The organism is Rhodanobacter sp. DHG33, assembly GCF_014843005.1.
Taxonomy (GTDB): Bacteria; Pseudomonadota; Gammaproteobacteria; order Xanthomonadales; family Rhodanobacteraceae; genus Rhodanobacter_A.
On the sequence record NZ_JACYXM010000003.1, the window covers coordinates 258923 to 275716 of the forward strand.

At 68.2% G+C, this 16794-nt stretch carries 21 protein-coding genes; 9 read left to right on the top strand and 12 right to left on the bottom strand.

Annotated features, from left to right (window positions below):
• The first annotated feature begins 45 nt into the window (after positions 1-45).
• A complete protein-coding gene (locus tag IHE46_RS07445) occupies positions 46-846 on the top strand; it encodes a lysophospholipid acyltransferase family protein (RefSeq protein WP_192163999.1) in 801 nt (266 codons plus the stop codon).
• Entirely contained in the window at positions 843-1859 is a 1017-nt protein-coding gene (locus tag IHE46_RS07450) for an alpha/beta fold hydrolase (protein WP_192164000.1), read from the top strand. Before IHE46_RS07445 ends, IHE46_RS07450 begins: the two co-directional genes overlap by 4 nt.
• A 13-nt stretch (positions 1860-1872) precedes the next feature.
• On the opposite strand, the gene IHE46_RS07455 is transcribed toward IHE46_RS07450, so the two are convergent.
• Positions 1873-2085 carry a DUF3820 family protein gene (locus IHE46_RS07455; protein ID WP_192164095.1) on the bottom strand — a complete coding sequence of 71 codons (213 nt, stop codon included), beginning with the start codon at positions 2083-2085 and terminating at the stop codon, positions 1873-1875.
• Positions 2086-2328: 243 nt separating this feature from the next.
• Here IHE46_RS07455 and IHE46_RS07460 point away from each other — a divergent pair, with 243 nt between their 5' ends.
• The 6 genes from IHE46_RS07460 (at position 2329) to IHE46_RS07485 (ending at position 5511) form a co-directional block, all read left to right on the top strand.
• On the top strand, positions 2329-2943 hold the full coding sequence (locus IHE46_RS07460; RefSeq protein ID WP_192164001.1) for a YbhB/YbcL family Raf kinase inhibitor-like protein: 615 nt from the start codon (positions 2329-2331) through the stop codon (positions 2941-2943).
• Between the two features lie 120 nt (positions 2944-3063).
• A complete protein-coding gene (locus IHE46_RS07465) occupies positions 3064-3219 on the top strand; it encodes a DUF1328 domain-containing protein (RefSeq protein WP_192164096.1) in 156 nt (51 codons plus the stop codon).
• 35 nt (positions 3220-3254) lie between these two features.
• Positions 3255-3617 (top strand): DUF883 family protein, encoded by a 363-nt coding sequence (locus IHE46_RS07470; protein ID WP_192164002.1) that lies wholly within the window; start codon positions 3255-3257, stop codon positions 3615-3617.
• Positions 3618-3623: 6 nt separating this feature from the next.
• Positions 3624-4088: an ABC transporter ATP-binding protein gene (locus tag IHE46_RS07475; protein WP_225562871.1), complete on the top strand. Its 465-nt coding sequence runs from the start codon at positions 3624-3626 to the stop codon at positions 4086-4088.
• On the top strand, positions 4085-4381 hold the full coding sequence (locus IHE46_RS07480; RefSeq protein ID WP_192164003.1) for a hypothetical protein: 297 nt from the start codon (positions 4085-4087) through the stop codon (positions 4379-4381). Before IHE46_RS07475 ends, IHE46_RS07480 begins: the two co-directional genes overlap by 4 nt.
• Positions 4382-4473: 92 nt before the next feature.
• The gene (locus IHE46_RS07485) at positions 4474-5511 is read left to right on the top strand and encodes an AI-2E family transporter (protein WP_225562893.1); all 1038 of its coding nucleotides are present in this window, start codon (positions 4474-4476) and stop codon (positions 5509-5511) included.
• Between the two features lie 7 nt (positions 5512-5518).
• On the opposite strand, the gene IHE46_RS07490 is transcribed toward IHE46_RS07485, so the two are convergent.
• The 8 genes from IHE46_RS07490 to IHE46_RS07525 form a co-directional block, all read right to left on the bottom strand.
• Entirely contained in the window at positions 5519-6424 is a 906-nt protein-coding gene (locus tag IHE46_RS07490) for a hypothetical protein (protein ID WP_192164005.1), read from the bottom strand.
• Positions 6421-7203, bottom strand: coding sequence for a hypothetical protein (locus IHE46_RS07495; RefSeq protein WP_192164006.1), 783 nt, complete (start codon positions 7201-7203; stop codon positions 6421-6423). Before IHE46_RS07495 ends, IHE46_RS07490 begins: the two co-directional genes overlap by 4 nt.
• 12 nt (positions 7204-7215) lie before the next feature.
• On the bottom strand, positions 7216-8205 hold the full coding sequence (locus IHE46_RS07500) for a PD40 domain-containing protein (protein ID WP_192164007.1): 990 nt from the start codon (positions 8203-8205) through the stop codon (positions 7216-7218).
• 138 nt (positions 8206-8343) lie between these two features.
• Positions 8344-9084: a response regulator gene (locus tag IHE46_RS07505; RefSeq protein ID WP_192164008.1), complete on the bottom strand. Its 741-nt coding sequence runs from the start codon at positions 9082-9084 to the stop codon at positions 8344-8346.
• On the bottom strand, positions 9081-10250 hold the full coding sequence (locus IHE46_RS07510; RefSeq protein WP_192164009.1) for a histidine kinase: 1170 nt from the start codon (positions 10248-10250) through the stop codon (positions 9081-9083). Before IHE46_RS07510 ends, IHE46_RS07505 begins: the two co-directional genes overlap by 4 nt.
• Positions 10251-10264: 14 nt before the next feature.
• Positions 10265-10810, bottom strand: a complete 546-nt coding sequence (locus IHE46_RS07515) for a DUF1579 family protein (RefSeq protein WP_192164010.1) — start codon at positions 10808-10810, stop codon at positions 10265-10267.
• 43 nt (positions 10811-10853) lie between these two features.
• Positions 10854-11792, bottom strand: a complete 939-nt coding sequence (locus IHE46_RS07520; RefSeq protein ID WP_192164011.1) for a PD40 domain-containing protein — start codon at positions 11790-11792, stop codon at positions 10854-10856.
• Complete coding sequence (locus IHE46_RS07525) at positions 11789-12736, bottom strand: PD40 domain-containing protein (protein WP_192164012.1); 948 nt, start codon at positions 12734-12736, stop codon at positions 11789-11791. Before IHE46_RS07525 ends, IHE46_RS07520 begins: the two co-directional genes overlap by 4 nt.
• Positions 12737-13016: 280 nt before the next feature.
• On the opposite strand from IHE46_RS07525, the gene IHE46_RS07530 reads away from it, so the two are divergent.
• Complete coding sequence (locus IHE46_RS07530) at positions 13017-13529, top strand: nuclear transport factor 2 family protein (protein WP_192164013.1); 513 nt, start codon at positions 13017-13019, stop codon at positions 13527-13529.
• Between the two features lie 12 nt (positions 13530-13541).
• Here IHE46_RS07530 and IHE46_RS07535 read toward each other — a convergent pair whose 3' ends face one another.
• The 3 genes from IHE46_RS07535 to IHE46_RS07545 are packed head-to-tail and all read right to left on the bottom strand — an operon-like array spanning position 13542 to position 16793.
• Entirely contained in the window at positions 13542-14576 is a 1035-nt protein-coding gene (locus IHE46_RS07535; RefSeq protein WP_192164014.1) for an NADP-dependent oxidoreductase, read from the bottom strand.
• Positions 14577-14607: 31 nt separating this feature from the next.
• Positions 14608-15348 (bottom strand): SDR family NAD(P)-dependent oxidoreductase, encoded by a 741-nt coding sequence (locus IHE46_RS07540; RefSeq protein WP_192164015.1) that lies wholly within the window; start codon positions 15346-15348, stop codon positions 14608-14610.
• Entirely contained in the window at positions 15345-16793 is a 1449-nt protein-coding gene (locus IHE46_RS07545; protein ID WP_192164016.1) for an efflux transporter outer membrane subunit, read from the bottom strand. The genes IHE46_RS07540 and IHE46_RS07545 overlap by 4 nt, the downstream gene beginning before the upstream one ends.
• Between the last annotated feature and the right edge of the window lies 1 nt (position 16794).

The following is a 16794-nucleotide window of genomic DNA, read 5'->3' on the forward strand; positions in this document are numbered from 1 at the left end:
GGCATGGTCAAACACGCCGTCGTCTGGGGCTAAACTAGCCGACTGATGAGCACCGACGCCCCCACCGTTCCCCGACGCGACTCAGTGCAACCGCTGCGTTATCTGTGGCGCGTGCCGCTGTTGCTGTTGCACATCGTGCTGGCGATCATGCTCGCCGCATTCGTGATGAGCTGGAATCGCAACCGCGTGATGAAGGACGGCCGCGAGCCGTTCGCGCACCGGCTGATCCGCTGGTGGTCCACCGCGCTGATGCGCATCTTCGGCCTGCGTTCGGTGCGCATGGGCCAGCCGCTGGCGGACCCGGTGCTGTTCGTGGCCAACCACACCTCGTGGATAGATATCGTGCTGCTGCATTCGCAGCGTGCGGTGTGCTTCGTGGCCAAGGCTGAAATCGCGCGCTGGCCATTGGTGGGCTGGCTGGCGGCCAGCGGCGGCACCATCTTCCACCGCCGCGGAAGCAACCATTCGCTGGCGGCGGTGATGCAGGTGATGGTGGAGCGCCTGCGCGACGGCCGTTCGGTGGCGGTGTTTCCCGAGGGCGGCACCGGACACGATGGCGTACTCAAGGTGTTCCATGCGCGCATCTTCCAGGCCGCGCTGGATGCCGAAGTGCAGCTGCAGCCGGTGGCGCTGCGCTTCGCGCGCGACGGCAAGCGCGTCACCGATGCCGGTTTCCGCGAAAACGAGAGCTTCATGGGCAACTTCCTGCGCCTGCTCGGCAGTGCGCCGATGGATGCGGAAGTGCATTTCCTGCAGCCCGTGCCGGCCAGTCCCGATGCGCGCCGCAAGATGGCCGAACTGTCGCGCGAACGCATTGCTGCGGCGCTGGAAGACCACCCCGCATGAGCCTGCCGTACGGAAAGGATTTCCGTCCGGCGTGGCCGCTCACCAGCGGACATATCCAGACCATGCTTTCCTCCAGCGGCGTGCGCCGCCTGCTGCTGCCGCGCGCCGCGCACGCGGTGCAGGAGGGTGCCGAAGCGGTGATGGTGGACGGCGGCAGCGGCGTGCGCCTCACGGGTGCGTTCACCGCGCAGAAAGCCCGTGCGGAAGCGCGCGGCCTCGCCGTGCTGTTCCATGGCTGGGAGGGCAGCGTCGACTCCACCTACGTGCTGCAGACGGGCAGCCGCCTGCTCGCCGAAGGTTGGGACATCTTCCGCCTCAACTTCCGCGACCATGGCGACAGCCATGCGCTGAACGAAGCGCTGTTCCATTCCTGCCGGCTCGACGAAGTGGTGCATGCCCTCGCCGACATCGCCGAGCGCTGGCCTGCGCGGCCGATGGCGCTGGCGGGTTTTTCACTGGGCGGCAATTTCGCGCTGCGTGCAGCCTTGCACACTCCGCGGCTCGGCATCCCGCTCAGCTATGCGCTGGCGGTGTGCCCGATCATCGATCCGGGCGAAGGCCTGTTCTCGCTAGAGGAATCGGCGCCGTGGTTCTACCGGGCCTATTTCGTGCGCAAATGGCGCAAATCGCTGCTCGCCAAGCAGAGCGCGTTTCCGCAGCACAGCTACTTCGAACTCACCGAACTGAAACAGGATTTGCGCGGCCTTACCGAATCGCTGGTCATGCGCCATACCGACTTCGGTTCGCTGCAGGCATACCTGGACGGCTATTCGGTGGCCGGCGACGCGCTGATGGCGATGCAGATTCCCGCGACCATCCTCACCGCGCGCGATGATCCGGTGATTCCGGTGGATGCGTTCGAACAACTGCGTCTGCCGCCGAGCGTCGAATTGGACATCGCCGACTACGGTGGCCATTGCGGCTTCATCCGCGGCCGCGACATGACCAGCTTCACCGACGATTACATCGCGGCGCGCTTCAACGCGGTGGCGGACGCGGCGTCCGGCCGATAACACGCAAGTCCGCTCAGCGCTCCCGCAACGGATCGAGCAGGCGCTTCAACCCGTTGTGGTCGATCTCCAGCATCAGCGCGAGAAGCCTGCCTAGTTCGCCGCGCGGAAAACCTTTGCGCGCGAACCAGGCGAGGTAGGCGCCGGGCAGGTCGGCGATCAGGTGGCCCTTGTACTTGCCGAACGGCATGCGCAGGACTACCAGCTGCTTGAGATCCTCGGCTTGCAACGGTTCGGCTTCGCTCATGTCGGGCGCACGTTAGCAGAGGGGGCGTGTCGGACGTCATGGGTATAGGCTTTCGGTATATTGAACGAGGCCATTTCTCTTGGTGGCTTTCTCCAGGCCGGCAAAGTGAAATCGCTTGGGTGCCGATAGATGGCCGACGGCCCCGCCGCAGGCGAGCAATCTGGCCACACCCTGCCTGCACCTTCTGCCCCGCGACAAGCAAACCAGCCACCAACCGGACCCGCCATGCAACTGCGCAGCGACAACATCAGCGATAACCAGCCCATCCCCGCCGCCAACGCCTTCGGCAAGCCCGGCGCGCCGGTGGCGCTGTCCGACAACCGCAGCCCGCACCTCGCGTGGAAGGATGCGCCGGAGGGCACGCGCTCCTTCGTGCTCACCTGTATCGATACCGACGTGCCCAGCCGCGGCGACGACGTGAACAAGGCGGGTCGCGTGGTGCCTGCCGACCTGCCCCGCGTGGAGTTCGTGCACTGGCTGATGGCGAACATTCCCGAGGAATGCGGCGAGCTGGACGAGGGCGCCTGTTGCGACGGCATCACGCCGCGCGGCAAGCGCGATCCGATCGGGCCGCCGGGCAGTGTGCAGGGCATGAACGATTACACCGGCTGGTTCGCCGGCGACGCCGAAATGGGCGGAGACTATCTCGGCTACGACGGCCCGTGTCCGCCGTGGAACGACACCCTCGTGCACCACTACCACTTCAGCATCTACGCGCTGGACGTGGCGAAGCTGGAGTTACGCAACGGTTTCACGCTGGCCGAGCTGCGCGACGCGATGCGCGGCCACGTGCTGGCCGAAGCGAAGCTGACCGGGACATACGCCATCCGCCCGCTGTGAACCGGGCCGTGAAGGCGACGTAAGCGCGCCGCCTTCACGCACAGATGGCACCCGATGTGGATGATGAACGGCAGGCAGCCCGAGGCGCTGCGGTCGGCATTCGTTCAAGAGGGCAAGGCCATGCTTCACTACGCGCTGATTTTCCTGATCGTCGCGGTCGTTGCCGCGGTACTCGGTTTCGGTGGCATTGCGGGGACGGCGGCGTGGATCGCGAAGGTTCTGTTCGTCGTGTTCCTTATCCTGGCGATCATTTCCTTCCTGCGCCGCGCGAAGTGATCGACGTTCCACAACATGAGTTACATGGAGGAAGCATGAGCAAGAATCCGGTCAGCACCGACAACGGCGGCTCCAGCCGCATCGACGAGAGCGCCGAGCGCATCAAGCAGGCCACCACCAACGCCGTGGCGGGCACCAAGGAAGCCGTGACTCGTGCAGCCGATCACGTCGAGGCCAGCCTGCATCACGCCACCGACAAGGTGGCTGCCGGTGCCCACCAGGCTAACGACAAGATCGCCGACGCCAGCGAGCGCGGCCGGGCGGCCTACGATGCCACGATGGACCGCGCCGACGAATGGCTGGCGCAGGTGCGCGACTACGTGCGCGAAAAGCCGGTGCAGTCGGTGGCCATCGCGCTGGGCGCGGGCTGGCTGCTCGGCCGCTTGCTCAGGCGCTGATCGGACATGCCAGAGGAATCAGCACGCGGGCAGGATCGCGTGACGGCGCCGGAGTCCCCGGCGCCGTCCTCGTCTCTGCTGGGCGAACTCAACCAGCTGGTGCATGCGGTGCGACGGCTGTTCGGTGCGCAGCTGCATCTGCTCGCTGCCGAACTGGGATTGGCGCGCAGCGCGGTGTCCTGGCTGCTGGTGGCCGCGCTGGTCGCTACCGTGGCGGCCGTGGCATTGGGCCTGACCCTGCTGGGCCTGGTCGGTGCCTTGCTGGCGCTGTGGTTCCATTCGTGGATCTGGGCGCTGCTGGCGCTGGCCCTGCTGCAGGGGCTGCTGCTCGCGGGCGCGATCCTGCTGTTCCGCCGCTGCATGCACTGGATGAGCCTGCCTGCCACACGCCACGAATGGAATGCGATGATGCGCGAAACGCTGCAGCGTGCGGAGCGCGACAGCGGGGATGCAGGGGAGGGTGAACCATGAGCCTGTTCAGGCAGATCGGCAAGGTAAAGGCGGCGCAGGCGCGGGTGGCCGTGCATCGCGCGGAACTGGCGACGCCCGCTGCGGCGCTGCTGGTGCGCGGTCGGCAACATCCGTGGCTGATGCTGGGCGCGGCCGGCGGTACGGGTTTCGTGCTGGGCAGCCTCGATGCCTCTCCGCTGCGCGTGCCCGGGGTGGGCATGCTGTTGCGCAGCGGCGTCGCGGACCTGGTGGCGCAGGGTGTCCGCCTGTTCGCCGAGCTGGGCGAGGCCACGGCCGACGACGCCTCCGCATGAGCGCATCGGATACCGGCGAGCCCGGCGGCATCGCGCCGGTGAGCGCGCCGCTTCTATCGCGGGGCCGCTTCGCGCGCCGCAATGCACGCGGCATGCGTCGCCACCTGCGGGCCATCCGCGTACTGCTCAACGCGTTGCTGCTGCTGGCGCTGCTTTACACGGTGACGCTGTGCAAGGCGCTGCTGATTCCGCTGGTGCTCGCGGCCTTCATCGGCTTGGCGTTGAATCCCATCGTGGCCGGCGTCGCACGCCACGGCCTGCCGCGCTGGTTGGGCGCCAGCGTGCTGATGGTGGCGCTGATCGGCGGCATCGGCACCGGCATCAGCATGGTCACGCCGCCGGCGCTGGAATGGTTTCACGAGGCGCCCGCCACCATCCGCAGCTTCGTGCCCAAGCTGGAACACTTCACGCGGCCGCTGGAAGCGGCCAATACCGCCACGCAGACCCTGGTGAACGGCCACCCCGTATATACGCGGCCGCAGCCGGTCGATGTGGCGGTGAGCGCCTGGGATGTGGTGTCCACCGCACCCAAGGTGCTCGCGGCGGTGCTCACCGTGGTGCTGCTGGTGTTCTTCTTCCTGGTCTACGGCGAGCTGCTGCTGCGCCGGCTGGTGGAGATCACGCCCGGCTTCAGCTACAAGCGCCAGGCCGTGTCGGTGGTGCGGGGCATCCAGCACGAGGTATCGCGCTACATCCTCACCACGCTGCTCATCAACTTCTCGCTGGGCACGCTCACCGCGATCTTGCTGTGGCAGCTGCGTATGCCCGATCCGCTGCTGTGGGGCGCGGTGGCGATGCTCGCCAACTTCATCCCCTACGTGGGCGCCATCGTCACCACCTCCGTGCTGCTGCTGGTGGGCCTGGCGCATTTCAACGACCTCACCCACGCCCTGCTGCCCGCGCTGTGCTTCACCGGGCTCACCGCGTTCGAAGGCAACCTGGTGACGCCGCTGATCCTCGGTCGCCGCATGCGCCTCAGCCCCATCGCCATCCTGATCTGGCTGCTGGTATGGGGCTGGCTATGGGGCATCCCCGGCGCGCTGCTCGCGGTGCCCATGCTCACCAGCGTCAAGCTGATCGCCGAGCACGTGCGCGGCTGGCAGTGGTTCGCGCACATGGTGCAGCGCTAGCGCTGCATCACATCGACGCGATGGCTGCTGCGTGCTGGCGCAGCCAGGGAGTCAGATCGAGCTGCCAGATGCCGGATTGCCCGGTGAAGTAGACGCTGTGGCCGTCGAGTGCGATGTGGGAGCCCCAGGGGATGTCCTTGTTGACGACCGCGCCCAGGTCGATCGGTTTGCCCCAGTGGTCGCCTTCGCGGAAGGCGATGCACAGTCGGCCGAGGCCGCCCTTGGTCTTGCCGTAGTCGAACACGATGAAGGATTGGTCGGGCGCCACGGCGGGGTCGTGGGTGGAAACATCCGGGTCGCCCAGCCCTGCGCGCACCGGCGTCGAATAGTGGCCGTCACGGTACGCCGCGCGCCAGGTGTGCATCACCTTCGCCTGCTTGTCCCAGCGGATGAAGTACAGGCTGCCGTCGGCGGCGATGCTGGCGAAGTCGATGAATACGTCGTTGTTGACGACGGCGCCGAGCCAGGTCGGCTGGCCCCAGCCGTTGCCCTCGCGATTCACCCGCCAGATGTTGGAGCCCGGTCCGCTGCCACCGACGAAATAGTCCTGCATCAGCGGTTGGCTGTCCTTTGTCGGCGGACGGTCCGAATCGAACAACAGATAGCTGCCGTCGGGCGCCATCACCGGATCCTGATCGAACGAATGGCCGGAAAAACCCGCCACCTCGGGCTGCGACCAGCGTCCGTCGATCTTGTGCGACACCATGATGGTCTTTTGCTTGCCCGCGCTGCGGTCGAAGAAGACGGTCTTGCCGTCGGGCGTGAAGGCCAGCGTGTCGTCGCTGTCGGCATGGAGGATGCCGCCCAGCGTGACAGGCTGCGGTACGGCAGTCGCCGTGGTGGCGGCCTGTACTCCAGCCGCAATCAGCAGCAGGCCGGAGGCCAGGCAGAAACGGGTCAGGGTGTGCATCATCGTGCGGCCTCCACCGGCATGGCGTTGAGCAGGATGTATTGGCGTTCGTTGGCCTCGATGCGGCCGTAGCGGGCGGAGCTCAGCGACATCTGCCGCGTGCTGACCAGCTCGTCGCTGAGCACGATGCCGTCGCGGAAGGTGGTGTAGCCGTGCCAGTGCGCGTGCCCGGCCTGTCGTGTCATGTCGCAGGGCTTGCCGTCGCGGGTCATCGTGAGCTGCGACTTCTCGCCCAGCCATGCGCCGTCGCCGCTGCCTTCGCGTTCCAGAGTGACGGTGTGGCTGCCGGTGTCGAGTGCCACCACGGTCACCGTCTGCTTTCCGGCCGGGCCCAGTTCCCACGGCTCGGCGATGTCCACGGTCCAGTGCTGGCCCAGCTTGAGCGTGGTCGGCGGCGTTCCCCACAGACGAGGGTTGTAGGCCAGTCCGCTGGCGTCGGTGTTGGGTGTGCACTTGCCCTCGTAGCAGTTGGTGGCGCCGCCATCGGACAGTTCCACGGCACCGCTGCCAGACGTCCGGCCGTCGTAGCGGTAGTCGATATGCAGGCGTGCCGGCAGTGCGGCGTCGGTCACGCGGTAGATGGCGGTGCCGCTGATACGGTGCACCGCCTCATCGAAACCGGGCGCCTGGACGGCGACGGTGCGCGAGAACACGTTGCCGAAGCTCGCGCCGGTGTGGAAAGCGGGAGTCAGTGCGGGTGCCGTGGCGGAAGCCGCGGCGGCGGCCATGCCGGACCACGACAAGCCGGCCAGCAGGAGCGGGCACAGGTAGATGCGGATCATGCGGCCTCCGGGTCAGGGCGTGATGCCGTGTGCGCGCAGCACGTCGGAAATGTCGAAGCGCCACAGGTTGCGCGAGCCGTTCAAGGGTTGCTCGAGGCGCTGCTGCAGCGTGGTCGCGTTGTCTCGCGGCTTGGGAAAGGTCATCTCGTCGCGGCGGCTGCTGGAGACGAACAGCTCGCCGAAGCGCGGCCCCAGCGAAGGCGCGTTCTCCAGCGCCGTGCTGTTGACGTCGCCCGGCAGATGCAGCGGTTTGCTCCAGTGGCCGTCCGGCTGGCGGAACGCGATGTAGAGATCGGCGCTGCCCAGCGAATCGCCCTCGTCGCTGGCATAGATCAGAAAGCGCTGCTGCGGGTCGATGGCAGGGTCCATGCGGTTGTGTGCCAAGTCGCCCAGGTCCACGCGCTGCGGCACCGCGTAGCCCTGCGCGGTGCGGCGCGCCACGTAGATCTGGTAGGCGGCGCCGGAATCCGGCCGGTGCGCGGAGAAGTAGATGTCGCCGTTCGCCGCCACCGAGGGGTTGTAGATCATCGCGCCGTCGTTGAGCGCGCCGTCCACGTGCACGGGTTCGCTCCAGCGGCCGTCGGCCTGGCGTTGCACGAACCAGAGATTGGTGCCCGCGAAATGATGGCCGCCCATTTCCGTCGTCAGCGATGCACCGCCGGGCTGAAGGGGGCGATTGGAGACGTAGTACAGCCGCTGGCCATCCGGCGACAGCGTGGGCTCGGAGTCGTGCCATTGCCCCGAGAACGAGGCCACCTGCGGCATGCCCCAGTGTCCGTCCGCCCGGTGCGAGACGAGGATGGTGTCGTCCCGTTCGGCGAAGTCGGAGCGCATGAAGTACAGCGTGTTGCCGTCCGGCGTCAGCGCGGCCGAGGTTTCCTGCAGCCCGGTGGAGATCACGCCGGGGCCGACCAGCTCGCCGTGAGCCTGCGCCCGCGCGGTGAGTGGTGCGGCCAGCGCGGCCGCGAGACAGGCGGCCAGGACGAAATGACGTGGGGACATGTCTGCTCCTGATGGGCCGCGGACCGTCGCGGCGGGATCGCATGCCGTGGAGTCTCGTGGTGCCCGTGCCACGTCGCCGCTATCTAGTGACGAGCGGAAAGGGCCCGTGATCAGCGGTCGCTGCTGCGTGGCGAACGGTCAGGGCAGGCCGAGCACCGCGCGCGCACCGGCCCGGAAGCGCCGGCTGAGATCCAGCCGGGTGCCATCGCGCAGCACGATCTCGGCATTGCCGTTGAACAGCGGATGCACTTCGCGGATGCGTTCCACGTTGACGATCACGCCGCGATGGATGCGTAGGAAACGCGCCGGGTCGAGCACATCGAGCAGGTGGCTCAGCGCCTCGCGGTGCAGGTAGCGGGTGCCGTCGGCATGGATCTGCACGTAGTTGCCGTCAGCGCGGATCCAGTCGATGGCATCCACCGCGATCACCCGGATGTGCTCGCCCACGCGCACGCTGATGCGCTGCAGGTGACCTACGGACGCCGGATTCGCCACGGGCGCCTGCAAGCCGTGCCAGTGCCGGCGCATGCGATCCATGGCCTGGTCGAAGCGCGCCTGGTCGATCGGCTTCAGCACATAGTCCAGCGCGCCGGCGTCGAACGCGCGCAGTGCGTGCTGGCCGTAGGCGGTGGTGAACACCACCATCGGCAACGCCTGCGGCCGCAGCTGGTGCAGCAGCTTGAAACCGTCCATGCCGGGCATGCGGATATCGAGGAAGAGCAGGTCCGGTGCGAGCGCCTTGACTGCCTGCAGCGCCTCGACGGCATTGCCGCACTCGCCGACGATCGCCACGTCGGCATGCGCGGCGAGTGCCTGGCGCAGCGCGAGGCGCGCCAGCACCTCGTCGTCGACCAGCAGTGCACGGATCGCGGCACTCATGCGGCGTGCTCGCGGAACGGCAGGCGCAGCTCCACCCGCGTACCGCCGCCATCGCGGCGCTGCAGTTCCAGCCGCGCGTCGCTACCGAACAGCATCGCCAGCCGGGCGCGGGTGTTGGTGAGGCCGATGCCCTCGTTTGCGCCGTCCGGCGGCAGGCCCAGGCCGTCGTCGTCCACGCGCAGGTAAAGCTCGTCGCCCTCGCGGTGGCCGGTCACCTGCAGACTGCCCGGTTCGGCCTTAGCCAGCAGGCCGTGGCGCAGCGCGTTTTCCACCAGCGGCTGCAGGATCAGATTCGGCACGGCGGCGCGCAGCGCGTCGTCGGCCACGTCCAGCCGCGTGCTGAGCCGGTCCTGGAAGCGCACCTGCTGGATGTCGAGGTAGCAGCGCAGGAACTCCAGCTCGCGTGCCAGCGGCACCTGCGGCGCGTGGCGCTCCTCCAGCGTGAGGCGAAGGAAGTCGCTGAGCCGCGCGATCATCAGTCGCGCCTGCAGCGGGTCGGCCAGCGCCAGCGCGGAGATCGCGTTGAGCGTGTTGAACAGGAAATGCGGCTGCAGCTGCATGCGCAGCGCCTGCAATTGCGCCTGCGCCAGCTGCGATTCCAGCAGGGCGCTGCGCAGCCGTTCGTCGCGCAGCCGGCGGCGCGACTCCATGCCGCGCAGCACTACCAGCACGATCCAGTAGGTGAGTACGGCCAGGTGGTAGCTGTAGGCGAACTCCATGCGCACGTACTGGCTCAGCGTGTGCACTCCGGGCATGCGTCCGGGGCCGCACAGGTACCAGAACACCACCAGGTGCACCATCATCTGCGCCAGCGCCACCGCCAGCGAAGCCGGCACGTGCATGGCGAAGAAGCGCCGCCAGCCATGCCCCGCGCTTCGCTGTCCCAGCCAGCCCACCAGCGGCATCAGCGCCATCCAAACCCAGAAGTTGCCGAGGTTCCAGGCCAGGTTGCGCAGCCAGTCCGGCGGATAGCCCTCGCTGATCGAAGCGAGTCCGCCGCTGAGTGCGTAGGACAACGCCAGCAGCGTCCAGAAGCCGAAGATCAGCCCCCAGGTCTTCAGTCGCTGCGTTGCGCTGCGGTCGAGCACGGGATCCTCGCTGGCGTACCACCCGATGGCGGGCCAGTGTGCGCGGCTGCGGCCGTCCGCGACAGTGCCTGAAGGCATTGCCGACGTCGGGCCTAGGATTGCGGCATCGACGCGTCGCGTGTGCATGACTGCTCGTCGCCCAGCTTCCACGCACCGCTGCCGTTCCGATAGGTGTAGGTCACGCGGTAGGCGTCGTCGTCGAGGCGCTGGAATGCGAAGCGATCGAGGTAACCGCTCGTCGCAACGTTCTCCAGCGTCAGCGTGCCGTCCACCCATCCGGGCGAGGTGTAGCGCCTGTCGCCGCCGAAGTTGTCGAACACCGTCGCGGTGAAATGCTTTGCGACCTTGTCATAGCCCCACCACGCATCCGCGAGGTAGCGATTCGGTGGATCGTCCGCATGCCGCATGTGCAGCCATTGACCGCCGAGCTCGACGGTGAAGGTCTCGCTTGAGCGGACCGGCTTGCCGTTCGCGAACTGACCCTTGCAGTGCCAGTGCCCGGCGAACCAGGTCAGCGACGTCAGTGCCGGCGTCATTTCGGCATGCGCCGGTGCGGTAATGGCGAACAGGCCCGCGGCACCTGCCAGCACGGCGAAGGCGATGGATGCTGCGTGCTGCGTGCGGGGTGATGGACTCATCGATGTGCTCCTGAGGCAGGTGTTGCGGAATGGTCGCGGCGGGTCATGGCTTTGCCGTCGCGCGCTGAGCCAGCCAAGGGGCGAGCATGAGACGATGGATGCGATGGTCGGCGGCGCTGAAATAAAGCGTGGTGTGATCCGGACCCAGGCGCGCCTCGTCGCCGACGACGCCGAGGTCGGTCGGTGTGTTCCAACCGTTATGCGTCGCAAAGGCAATGAACAGGTCGCCACCGTTGGACGGCGCCGGCGGGCGGTCAGAGCTGAAGACGAGGAAAGACCCGTCCGCCGCCACTGTGGGGTCGTAATCGGAGTTCGCGTCACCACCGCCTAGTGCCAGAGCTTGCGCCGCCTGATAGCGGCCATGGATCTGGCGACTGCGGTAAAGCCGGAACGTGCCGTTGGCCGGATCGACACGCACGAAGGTGAGGCTGCCATCCGCCGCCACCGTCGGCGAAAAGATCGACGTGCCGGCATTCACGACCTCGGACAGGCGCTGCGGCGTACCCCAGCCGTCGCCGGCACGATCCACCCGCCACAGGTTGCCGCCGCGGGCGGGATACGCCTTGCCGCCCCAGTTGCCGTCCAGCGCTTTGCCGGTGCCGTTCGCCGGCCGATTGGAGACGAAAACCAGGTAGGAGCCGTCCGGCGCCATCGTCGGTTCGAAGTCCATCCACTGGTTCGAGAACGGCGCTCGCACCGGCGCCGACCACGCGCCGTCATGGCGTTGGGCGATGTAGAGGCGGCGCGCCGTGCCGCTGCCACGGGTGAACACCACCGTGTCGCCGTCCGGTGCGAAGGCGGGCGAGGCGTCGTGGGCCGCCATCCACGGTCCTTCGGCCGGGGGCGTCGCAGTGTCGTTCGCTGCCGCTCGCGCCGGCGGTGCGCAGACGACTACACCTAAAGCCAGGGCGACGATTACAACCAGGTGTCGGCAAAGCATGAATGGCTCCTCATGGGGATGGAACGATCGCCAGGACATCAACGTCCGCTTCCGGCGCGCGCATCCAGCCACGGCGCCAGCGACACCTGCCAGATATGGTCGTGGCCGTTGCTCCACGCTGTACCCGCTTGCGTGCCGGTGGCGCTGCGGTCGCTGTAGAAGTACAGCGTGCGGCGATCCGGGCCGAGCTGGGCGCCCATGCTTTCCTTGCCGCCGTTGACCGCATCGCCGAGGTCTTGCGGCGCGCTCCAGCCGTCTGGTGTGCGGAACGCTATGGCGAGGCGGTACGGTTGCTGCGCGCTGTGCTTGATGCTGACCACGATGAAGGAGCCGTCGGGTGCGATGGCGGGATCGCGGATGGTGGCGTTTGCATCGCCCAGCGGCACCACGCGGGGCGTCGCGTAATGGCCATCGCGATAGGAGGAGTACAGCAGTGCGAAGTCGCCGTGCGGGCCCGCGCAGCCGATGAAGTAGAGACTGCCGTCGGCGGCGATGCTCGGGGAGGCGATCAGCGAACAGCGGTTGACGACGTCGGGCAGGCGCACCGGTGCGCTCCAGTGGTCGCCCCGCCAGTCCACCCGCCACAGGTTCATGCCTTGCCCGACATGGCGCTTGCCACCATGGACCGCGTCGAGTGGCGGATCGCCCGGCGTGGCCGGGCGGTTGGACGCGAACAAGAGGAAAGAACCGTCCGGAGCCATTGCCGGGTCGAGGTCGTGCCAGTGGCCTGAGAATGGCGCCACCGTCGGCGACGACCAGCGTCCGTCGCGACGATGCGATTCCATCAGCGTCGAGCCGTCACCGGTGCCGCGCATGAAATAGACGGTGGCACCGTCCGGCGTAAACGCGGCTGCGCCATCGTCGGCGTCAGCGGGAACGGTATCCGGTGCAAAGACCGCTGGCACGACTGGCGCCGGCACGTGACTGGTCATGGCCGCGACCGGCGCAAAACTCATCCATGCCGCGAACGCTGTCGACAGGCGCATCGCCATCCCTCCTCATCGGTGGTGTGCCCGTGCGTGGACACATCCATCGATGCAGGCTGGCGCAGGCATCCGTGGCCGTCGTGCAGGATGTGATGGCCGGGGCGTTCGACGTGACCAGCGGCATGCGCAGCCGGACGGGAGGTGCCCGCTCGCCGCCGACACACTCATGGCGACCGTTCGTCACCGCGATGACATCGCTCGCCCCGCAACCGAAGCGCGCACCGCATGCACCGCGCAGGCTGCTCCTGCGGCACTGTCGCCGCGCCAACGGGACGACAACATGCCTTACCGCACTTATTACCCCCTCCGTACCAGCCTTGCGTGCGCCGGTTTGTTGCTAGCCGTCGGCGTGGTTGGTACGCAGGCCATCGCGGCACCGCAGGGCGGCACTTCCGCCACGGACGAAACCGCGCGCACCGCCGCCGCCGTGATAGCGGTGGACCAGCACTGGCTGGAAGCCGAGGAGAGCGGCGATACCGCCTGGCTCGACGGCATGCTGCTGCCGGACTACCGGTCGGTGGGCGTGACCGGCACCTTCGCCACGAAGGCCGCCATCATGGCCCATGCCGCGAAGAACCACGGCTCGCCGGCGATGAAACAGCAGGTGACAGCGTGGCAGCAGGCGCATCCGGTGGACCAGCAGGTGACGCTGCAGGGCGATACCGCGATCCTCAGCTTCGTCAGCAACGCGCCCGCGACCAAGGGCAAGCTGTATTCCTCGGACGTGTTCACCTACGTCGACGGCCACTGGCACGCGTTGTATTCGGCGCACACGGAACTCGGCAAGAGCTGAGCGCGGCGGGGTTCAGTCCCCGCCTACGCGCACCACCAGCTTGCCTGCGTTGCGTCCCTCGAGCAGGCCGATGAAGGCGTCCGGTGCCTGCTCGAGGCCGTCCACCACATCCTCGCGCGTCTTCACCTGGCCTGCCGCGATCCACTCGCCCATCTCGCGGCGGAAATCGGCGAAACGCGTGGCGTAGTGGTCGAGTATCACGAAGCCCTGCATGCGGATGCGCTTCTGCAGCACGGTGGAGAGCAGGGCGGGGCGATGGTCGGGGCCGGCCGGCGCCGCGTCGTCGTTGTAGTGCGCGATGATGCCGCACACCGGCACGCGGGCATGGTTGTTGAGCAGGGGCAACGCGGCGTCCAGCACCTCGCCGCCCACGCTCTCGAAGTAGACGTCGATGCCGTCCGGGCAGGCTTCGGCGAGGCGCTTGGCCAACTGCGGTGCGTGGCGGTCGAGGCAGGCGTCGTAGCCCAGTTCTTCCACCGCGAGACGGCACTTGTCCGCACCGCCGGCAATGCCGATCACGCGCGCGCCCTTGAGCCTGGCGAGCTGGCCCACCACGGCCCCCACCGCACCGGTGGCGGCGCCCACCACCACGGTCTCGCCCGGCTGCGGCTGGCCGATGTCGAGCAGACCGACATAGGCGGTGAACGCGGTCATGCCCAGTGCGCCCAGTGCCAGCGAAGGCTGCGGCATGTCGCCGAGCGGTGTGAGGCCACTGCCGTCGGACAACGCATAGTCCTGCCAGCCGGCGTTGCCAAGTACCAGGTCGCCGACGCGGAAATCCGGATGGCGCGAGACCACCACACGGTTCACCGTACCGCCCGCCATCGGCGCACCCACGGCTACCGCGGGCGCGTAGCTGGCGCCTGCGGCGTTCATCAGGTTGCGCATGTAGGGATCGAGCGAGAGGTACAGGGTGCGCAGCAGCACCTGGCCGTCCTGCGGCTCGGGTACGGGCGCTTCATCGAGACGGAAATCCTGCGGTGCGGGCTTGCCGTGCGGACGCGCGGCGAGCAGCACGCGACGATTGACCTGGGGAGTTTGCGGCATGGGGTGGCTCCTCTGTGGGAAAGGGTGCGTGTTACCACGCGATGCGCTGGCCGTCGCGCAGCAGCGCGCCGTTGATGCCGGGTTCGGGCTGGCAGGCAGCGGCGACCACGCTGGCGGCGCCGCGTTCCACCGGTCCGCCGCCGGGGCCACCGAGGCCGGTGGCTAGCCAGCCGGGACAGACCGCGTTGACCAGGATGCCACTGCCGGCGAGTTCGGCGGCGAGCGCGCGGGTATAGGCGTTGAGCGCAGCCTTGGAGACGCGGTAGGCGGGATAGCCGATGGCGTCGGGTGCGGTGACGCCGGCGCAGCCGCTGGTGACATTGACGATGCGACCGTAGCGGTGCCGGCGCATCAGCGGCAGCACCGCGCTGCTGAGCTGCCATGCGCCGAGCAGGTTGGTTTCCAGCGCGGCGCGAACGTCGGTGGCCCCGGCGCTCTCGGCACGTGCGGTGCTGTCGGCGTAGCCGCCGGCGTTGTTCACCAGCACATCGAGGCGGCCGTGTTCGCGTTCTATCCAGGCGGCGAGTTCGGCGATCTGCGTTGCATCGGTGATGTCCAGCGGCACGGCCGTGACGTCACCGGCGATCTGCTTCGCGGCGTGCCGACCCTTGGCGAGATCGCGCGCCCCCAGCAGCACGCTGTAGCCGCGCGCAGCGAGCTGGCGCGCCACTTCGAAACCCAGCCCGCGGTTCGCACCGCTGACCAGGGCCACGCGATGTACACCGGAGATGGGCGGCGCGTCCTGCGCCGCGGGCTGGCGCGTCCTGCTCATGGCACGGCGGCCACCGGAGTGGCGACCGGCGCGCAATGCGCGTCGTCACCGCAGGCCTGCCAGCCACCGCCCAGCGCCTTGTAGAGCGCCACAGCACGCGTGTCGATGGCAGCTTGTGCCTGTGCCAGCGCGTCATCCGCGGCGAGCTGCACGCGCTGGGCGTCGAGCAGTTCGAGGTAGCCGGTGGCGCCCTGTTCGTAACGCACCTTGGCCAGCTCGGCAGCGCGCTGGCTCTGCTGTGCCTGCGCGAGCAGCTTCTCGACGCGATCATGCTGCAGGTTGTAGCCCACCACGGCGTTGTCCACGTCTTCGACGGCTTCCAGCACGGTGCGCTGGTAGTTGGCCTGCGCGGCATCGGTGCGCGCTTCGGCGGCATGCAGTTCGCTGCGTACCCGCTGCACGTTGAGGCCGTTCCAGGTGATGCTGGGCGCGATCGACCAGGCACGCGAAGACGGGCCGCCGAAATCGTTGCTGCGCCCGGCGAGGAAACCGAGGAAGCCGCCCAGCGAGACATGCGGGAAGAAATCCGCCTTGGCCACGCCGATGCGCGCGTTGGCGGCGGCGTATTCGCGTTCGGCGATGCGCACGTCGGGCCGCCGCGCCAGCACGTCGCCCGCGGCGCCGATGGGCAGCACGGCATCGATGGGCTTGAACGTCTGCGGCGAGACGTCGACGTCCAGCGCGCCGGGCTGTTCGCCCAGGAGCACGGCGAGTCGGTACTCGTCGGCATGCGCCTGCATGTCGAGCAGGGGCAGTTGCGCCTGTGCCGCGCTGAGCTGCGCCTCGGCGCTGGCCACGTCCTGGTCGGAGGCCGTGCCCACTTCGGCGCGGGCGCGGATCAGCTTCAGCGTGTCCTGCTGGTTGGCGATGTCGCGGTTGGCGATCGCCTGCCGCTGCTGCGTGCCGCGCAGGTCGAAGTAGTTGCGCGCCACTTCGGCGAACAGGCTCACCTGCGCATCCTGCAGTCCCGCTTCGCTGGCGCCGAGGTCGGCGTGCGCGGCTTCCACCGAGCGGCGCACGCCGCCGAACACGTCGATTTCCCAGCTGGCGTCGAAGCCGGCCTGGTAGGCGGTGACCGTGCTGCGCTGGGTATCGAAGCCCGGCGTCTGCTCACGGCTGCGGCTGTACGAAACACCGGCCTGCACGTCGGGCAGGTACTGGGATTTCGCACCGCCGAGGAGGGCGCGCGATTCGGCCAGCCGCGCTTGCGCGATGCGCAGATCGAGGTTGCCGGCGGCGGCGCGCTGGATCAGCGCGTCGAGCATCGGGTCACCGAACTGCTTCCACCATTGGGCCTGGAACTGCGTGGCGCTTTCGCGCGCCGCGTCGATGCCCTGCAGTTGTGGCGCGGGCGTGGTCGGCGCCTTGTAGTCGGGGCCGATGCTGGCGCAACCGGCCAGCACCAGGGCGGCGAACAACGCGGTATTGCGAAGCAAGCTTTTCATC

Bases quoted from the DNA above. Each gene is read 5' to 3' on its own strand.
- IHE46_RS07445 (WP_192163999.1), top strand. From the start codon at position 46: ATGAGCACCGACGCCCCCACCGTTCCCCGACGCGACTCAGTGCAACCG.
- IHE46_RS07450 (WP_192164000.1), top strand. From the start codon at position 843: ATGAGCCTGCCGTACGGAAAGGATTTCCGTCCGGCGTGGCCGCTCACC.
- IHE46_RS07460 (WP_192164001.1), top strand. From the start codon at position 2,329: ATGCAACTGCGCAGCGACAACATCAGCGATAACCAGCCCATCCCCGCC.
- IHE46_RS07465 (WP_192164096.1), top strand. From the start codon at position 3,064: ATGCTTCACTACGCGCTGATTTTCCTGATCGTCGCGGTCGTTGCCGCG.
- IHE46_RS07470 (WP_192164002.1), top strand. From the start codon at position 3,255: ATGAGCAAGAATCCGGTCAGCACCGACAACGGCGGCTCCAGCCGCATC.
- IHE46_RS07475 (WP_225562871.1), top strand. From the start codon at position 3,624: ATGCCAGAGGAATCAGCACGCGGGCAGGATCGCGTGACGGCGCCGGAG.
- IHE46_RS07480 (WP_192164003.1), top strand. From the start codon at position 4,085: ATGAGCCTGTTCAGGCAGATCGGCAAGGTAAAGGCGGCGCAGGCGCGG.
- IHE46_RS07485 (WP_225562893.1), top strand. From the start codon at position 4,474: ATGCGTCGCCACCTGCGGGCCATCCGCGTACTGCTCAACGCGTTGCTG.
- IHE46_RS07490 (WP_192164005.1), bottom strand. From the start codon at position 6,424: ATGATGCACACCCTGACCCGTTTCTGCCTGGCCTCCGGCCTGCTGCTG.
- IHE46_RS07495 (WP_192164006.1), bottom strand. From the start codon at position 7,203: ATGATCCGCATCTACCTGTGCCCGCTCCTGCTGGCCGGCTTGTCGTGG.
- IHE46_RS07500 (WP_192164007.1), bottom strand. From the start codon at position 8,205: ATGTCCCCACGTCATTTCGTCCTGGCCGCCTGTCTCGCGGCCGCGCTG.
- IHE46_RS07505 (WP_192164008.1), bottom strand. From the start codon at position 9,084: ATGAGTGCCGCGATCCGTGCACTGCTGGTCGACGACGAGGTGCTGGCG.
- IHE46_RS07510 (WP_192164009.1), bottom strand. From the start codon at position 10,250: ATGCCTTCAGGCACTGTCGCGGACGGCCGCAGCCGCGCACACTGGCCC.
- IHE46_RS07515 (WP_192164010.1), bottom strand. From the start codon at position 10,810: ATGAGTCCATCACCCCGCACGCAGCACGCAGCATCCATCGCCTTCGCC.
- IHE46_RS07525 (WP_192164012.1), bottom strand. From the start codon at position 12,736: ATGCGCCTGTCGACAGCGTTCGCGGCATGGATGAGTTTTGCGCCGGTC.
- IHE46_RS07530 (WP_192164013.1), top strand. From the start codon at position 13,017: ATGCCTTACCGCACTTATTACCCCCTCCGTACCAGCCTTGCGTGCGCC.
- IHE46_RS07535 (WP_192164014.1), bottom strand. From the start codon at position 14,576: ATGCCGCAAACTCCCCAGGTCAATCGTCGCGTGCTGCTCGCCGCGCGT.
- IHE46_RS07540 (WP_192164015.1), bottom strand. From the start codon at position 15,348: ATGAGCAGGACGCGCCAGCCCGCGGCGCAGGACGCGCCGCCCATCTCC.
- IHE46_RS07545 (WP_192164016.1), bottom strand. From the start codon at position 16,793: ATGAAAAGCTTGCTTCGCAATACCGCGTTGTTCGCCGCCCTGGTGCTG.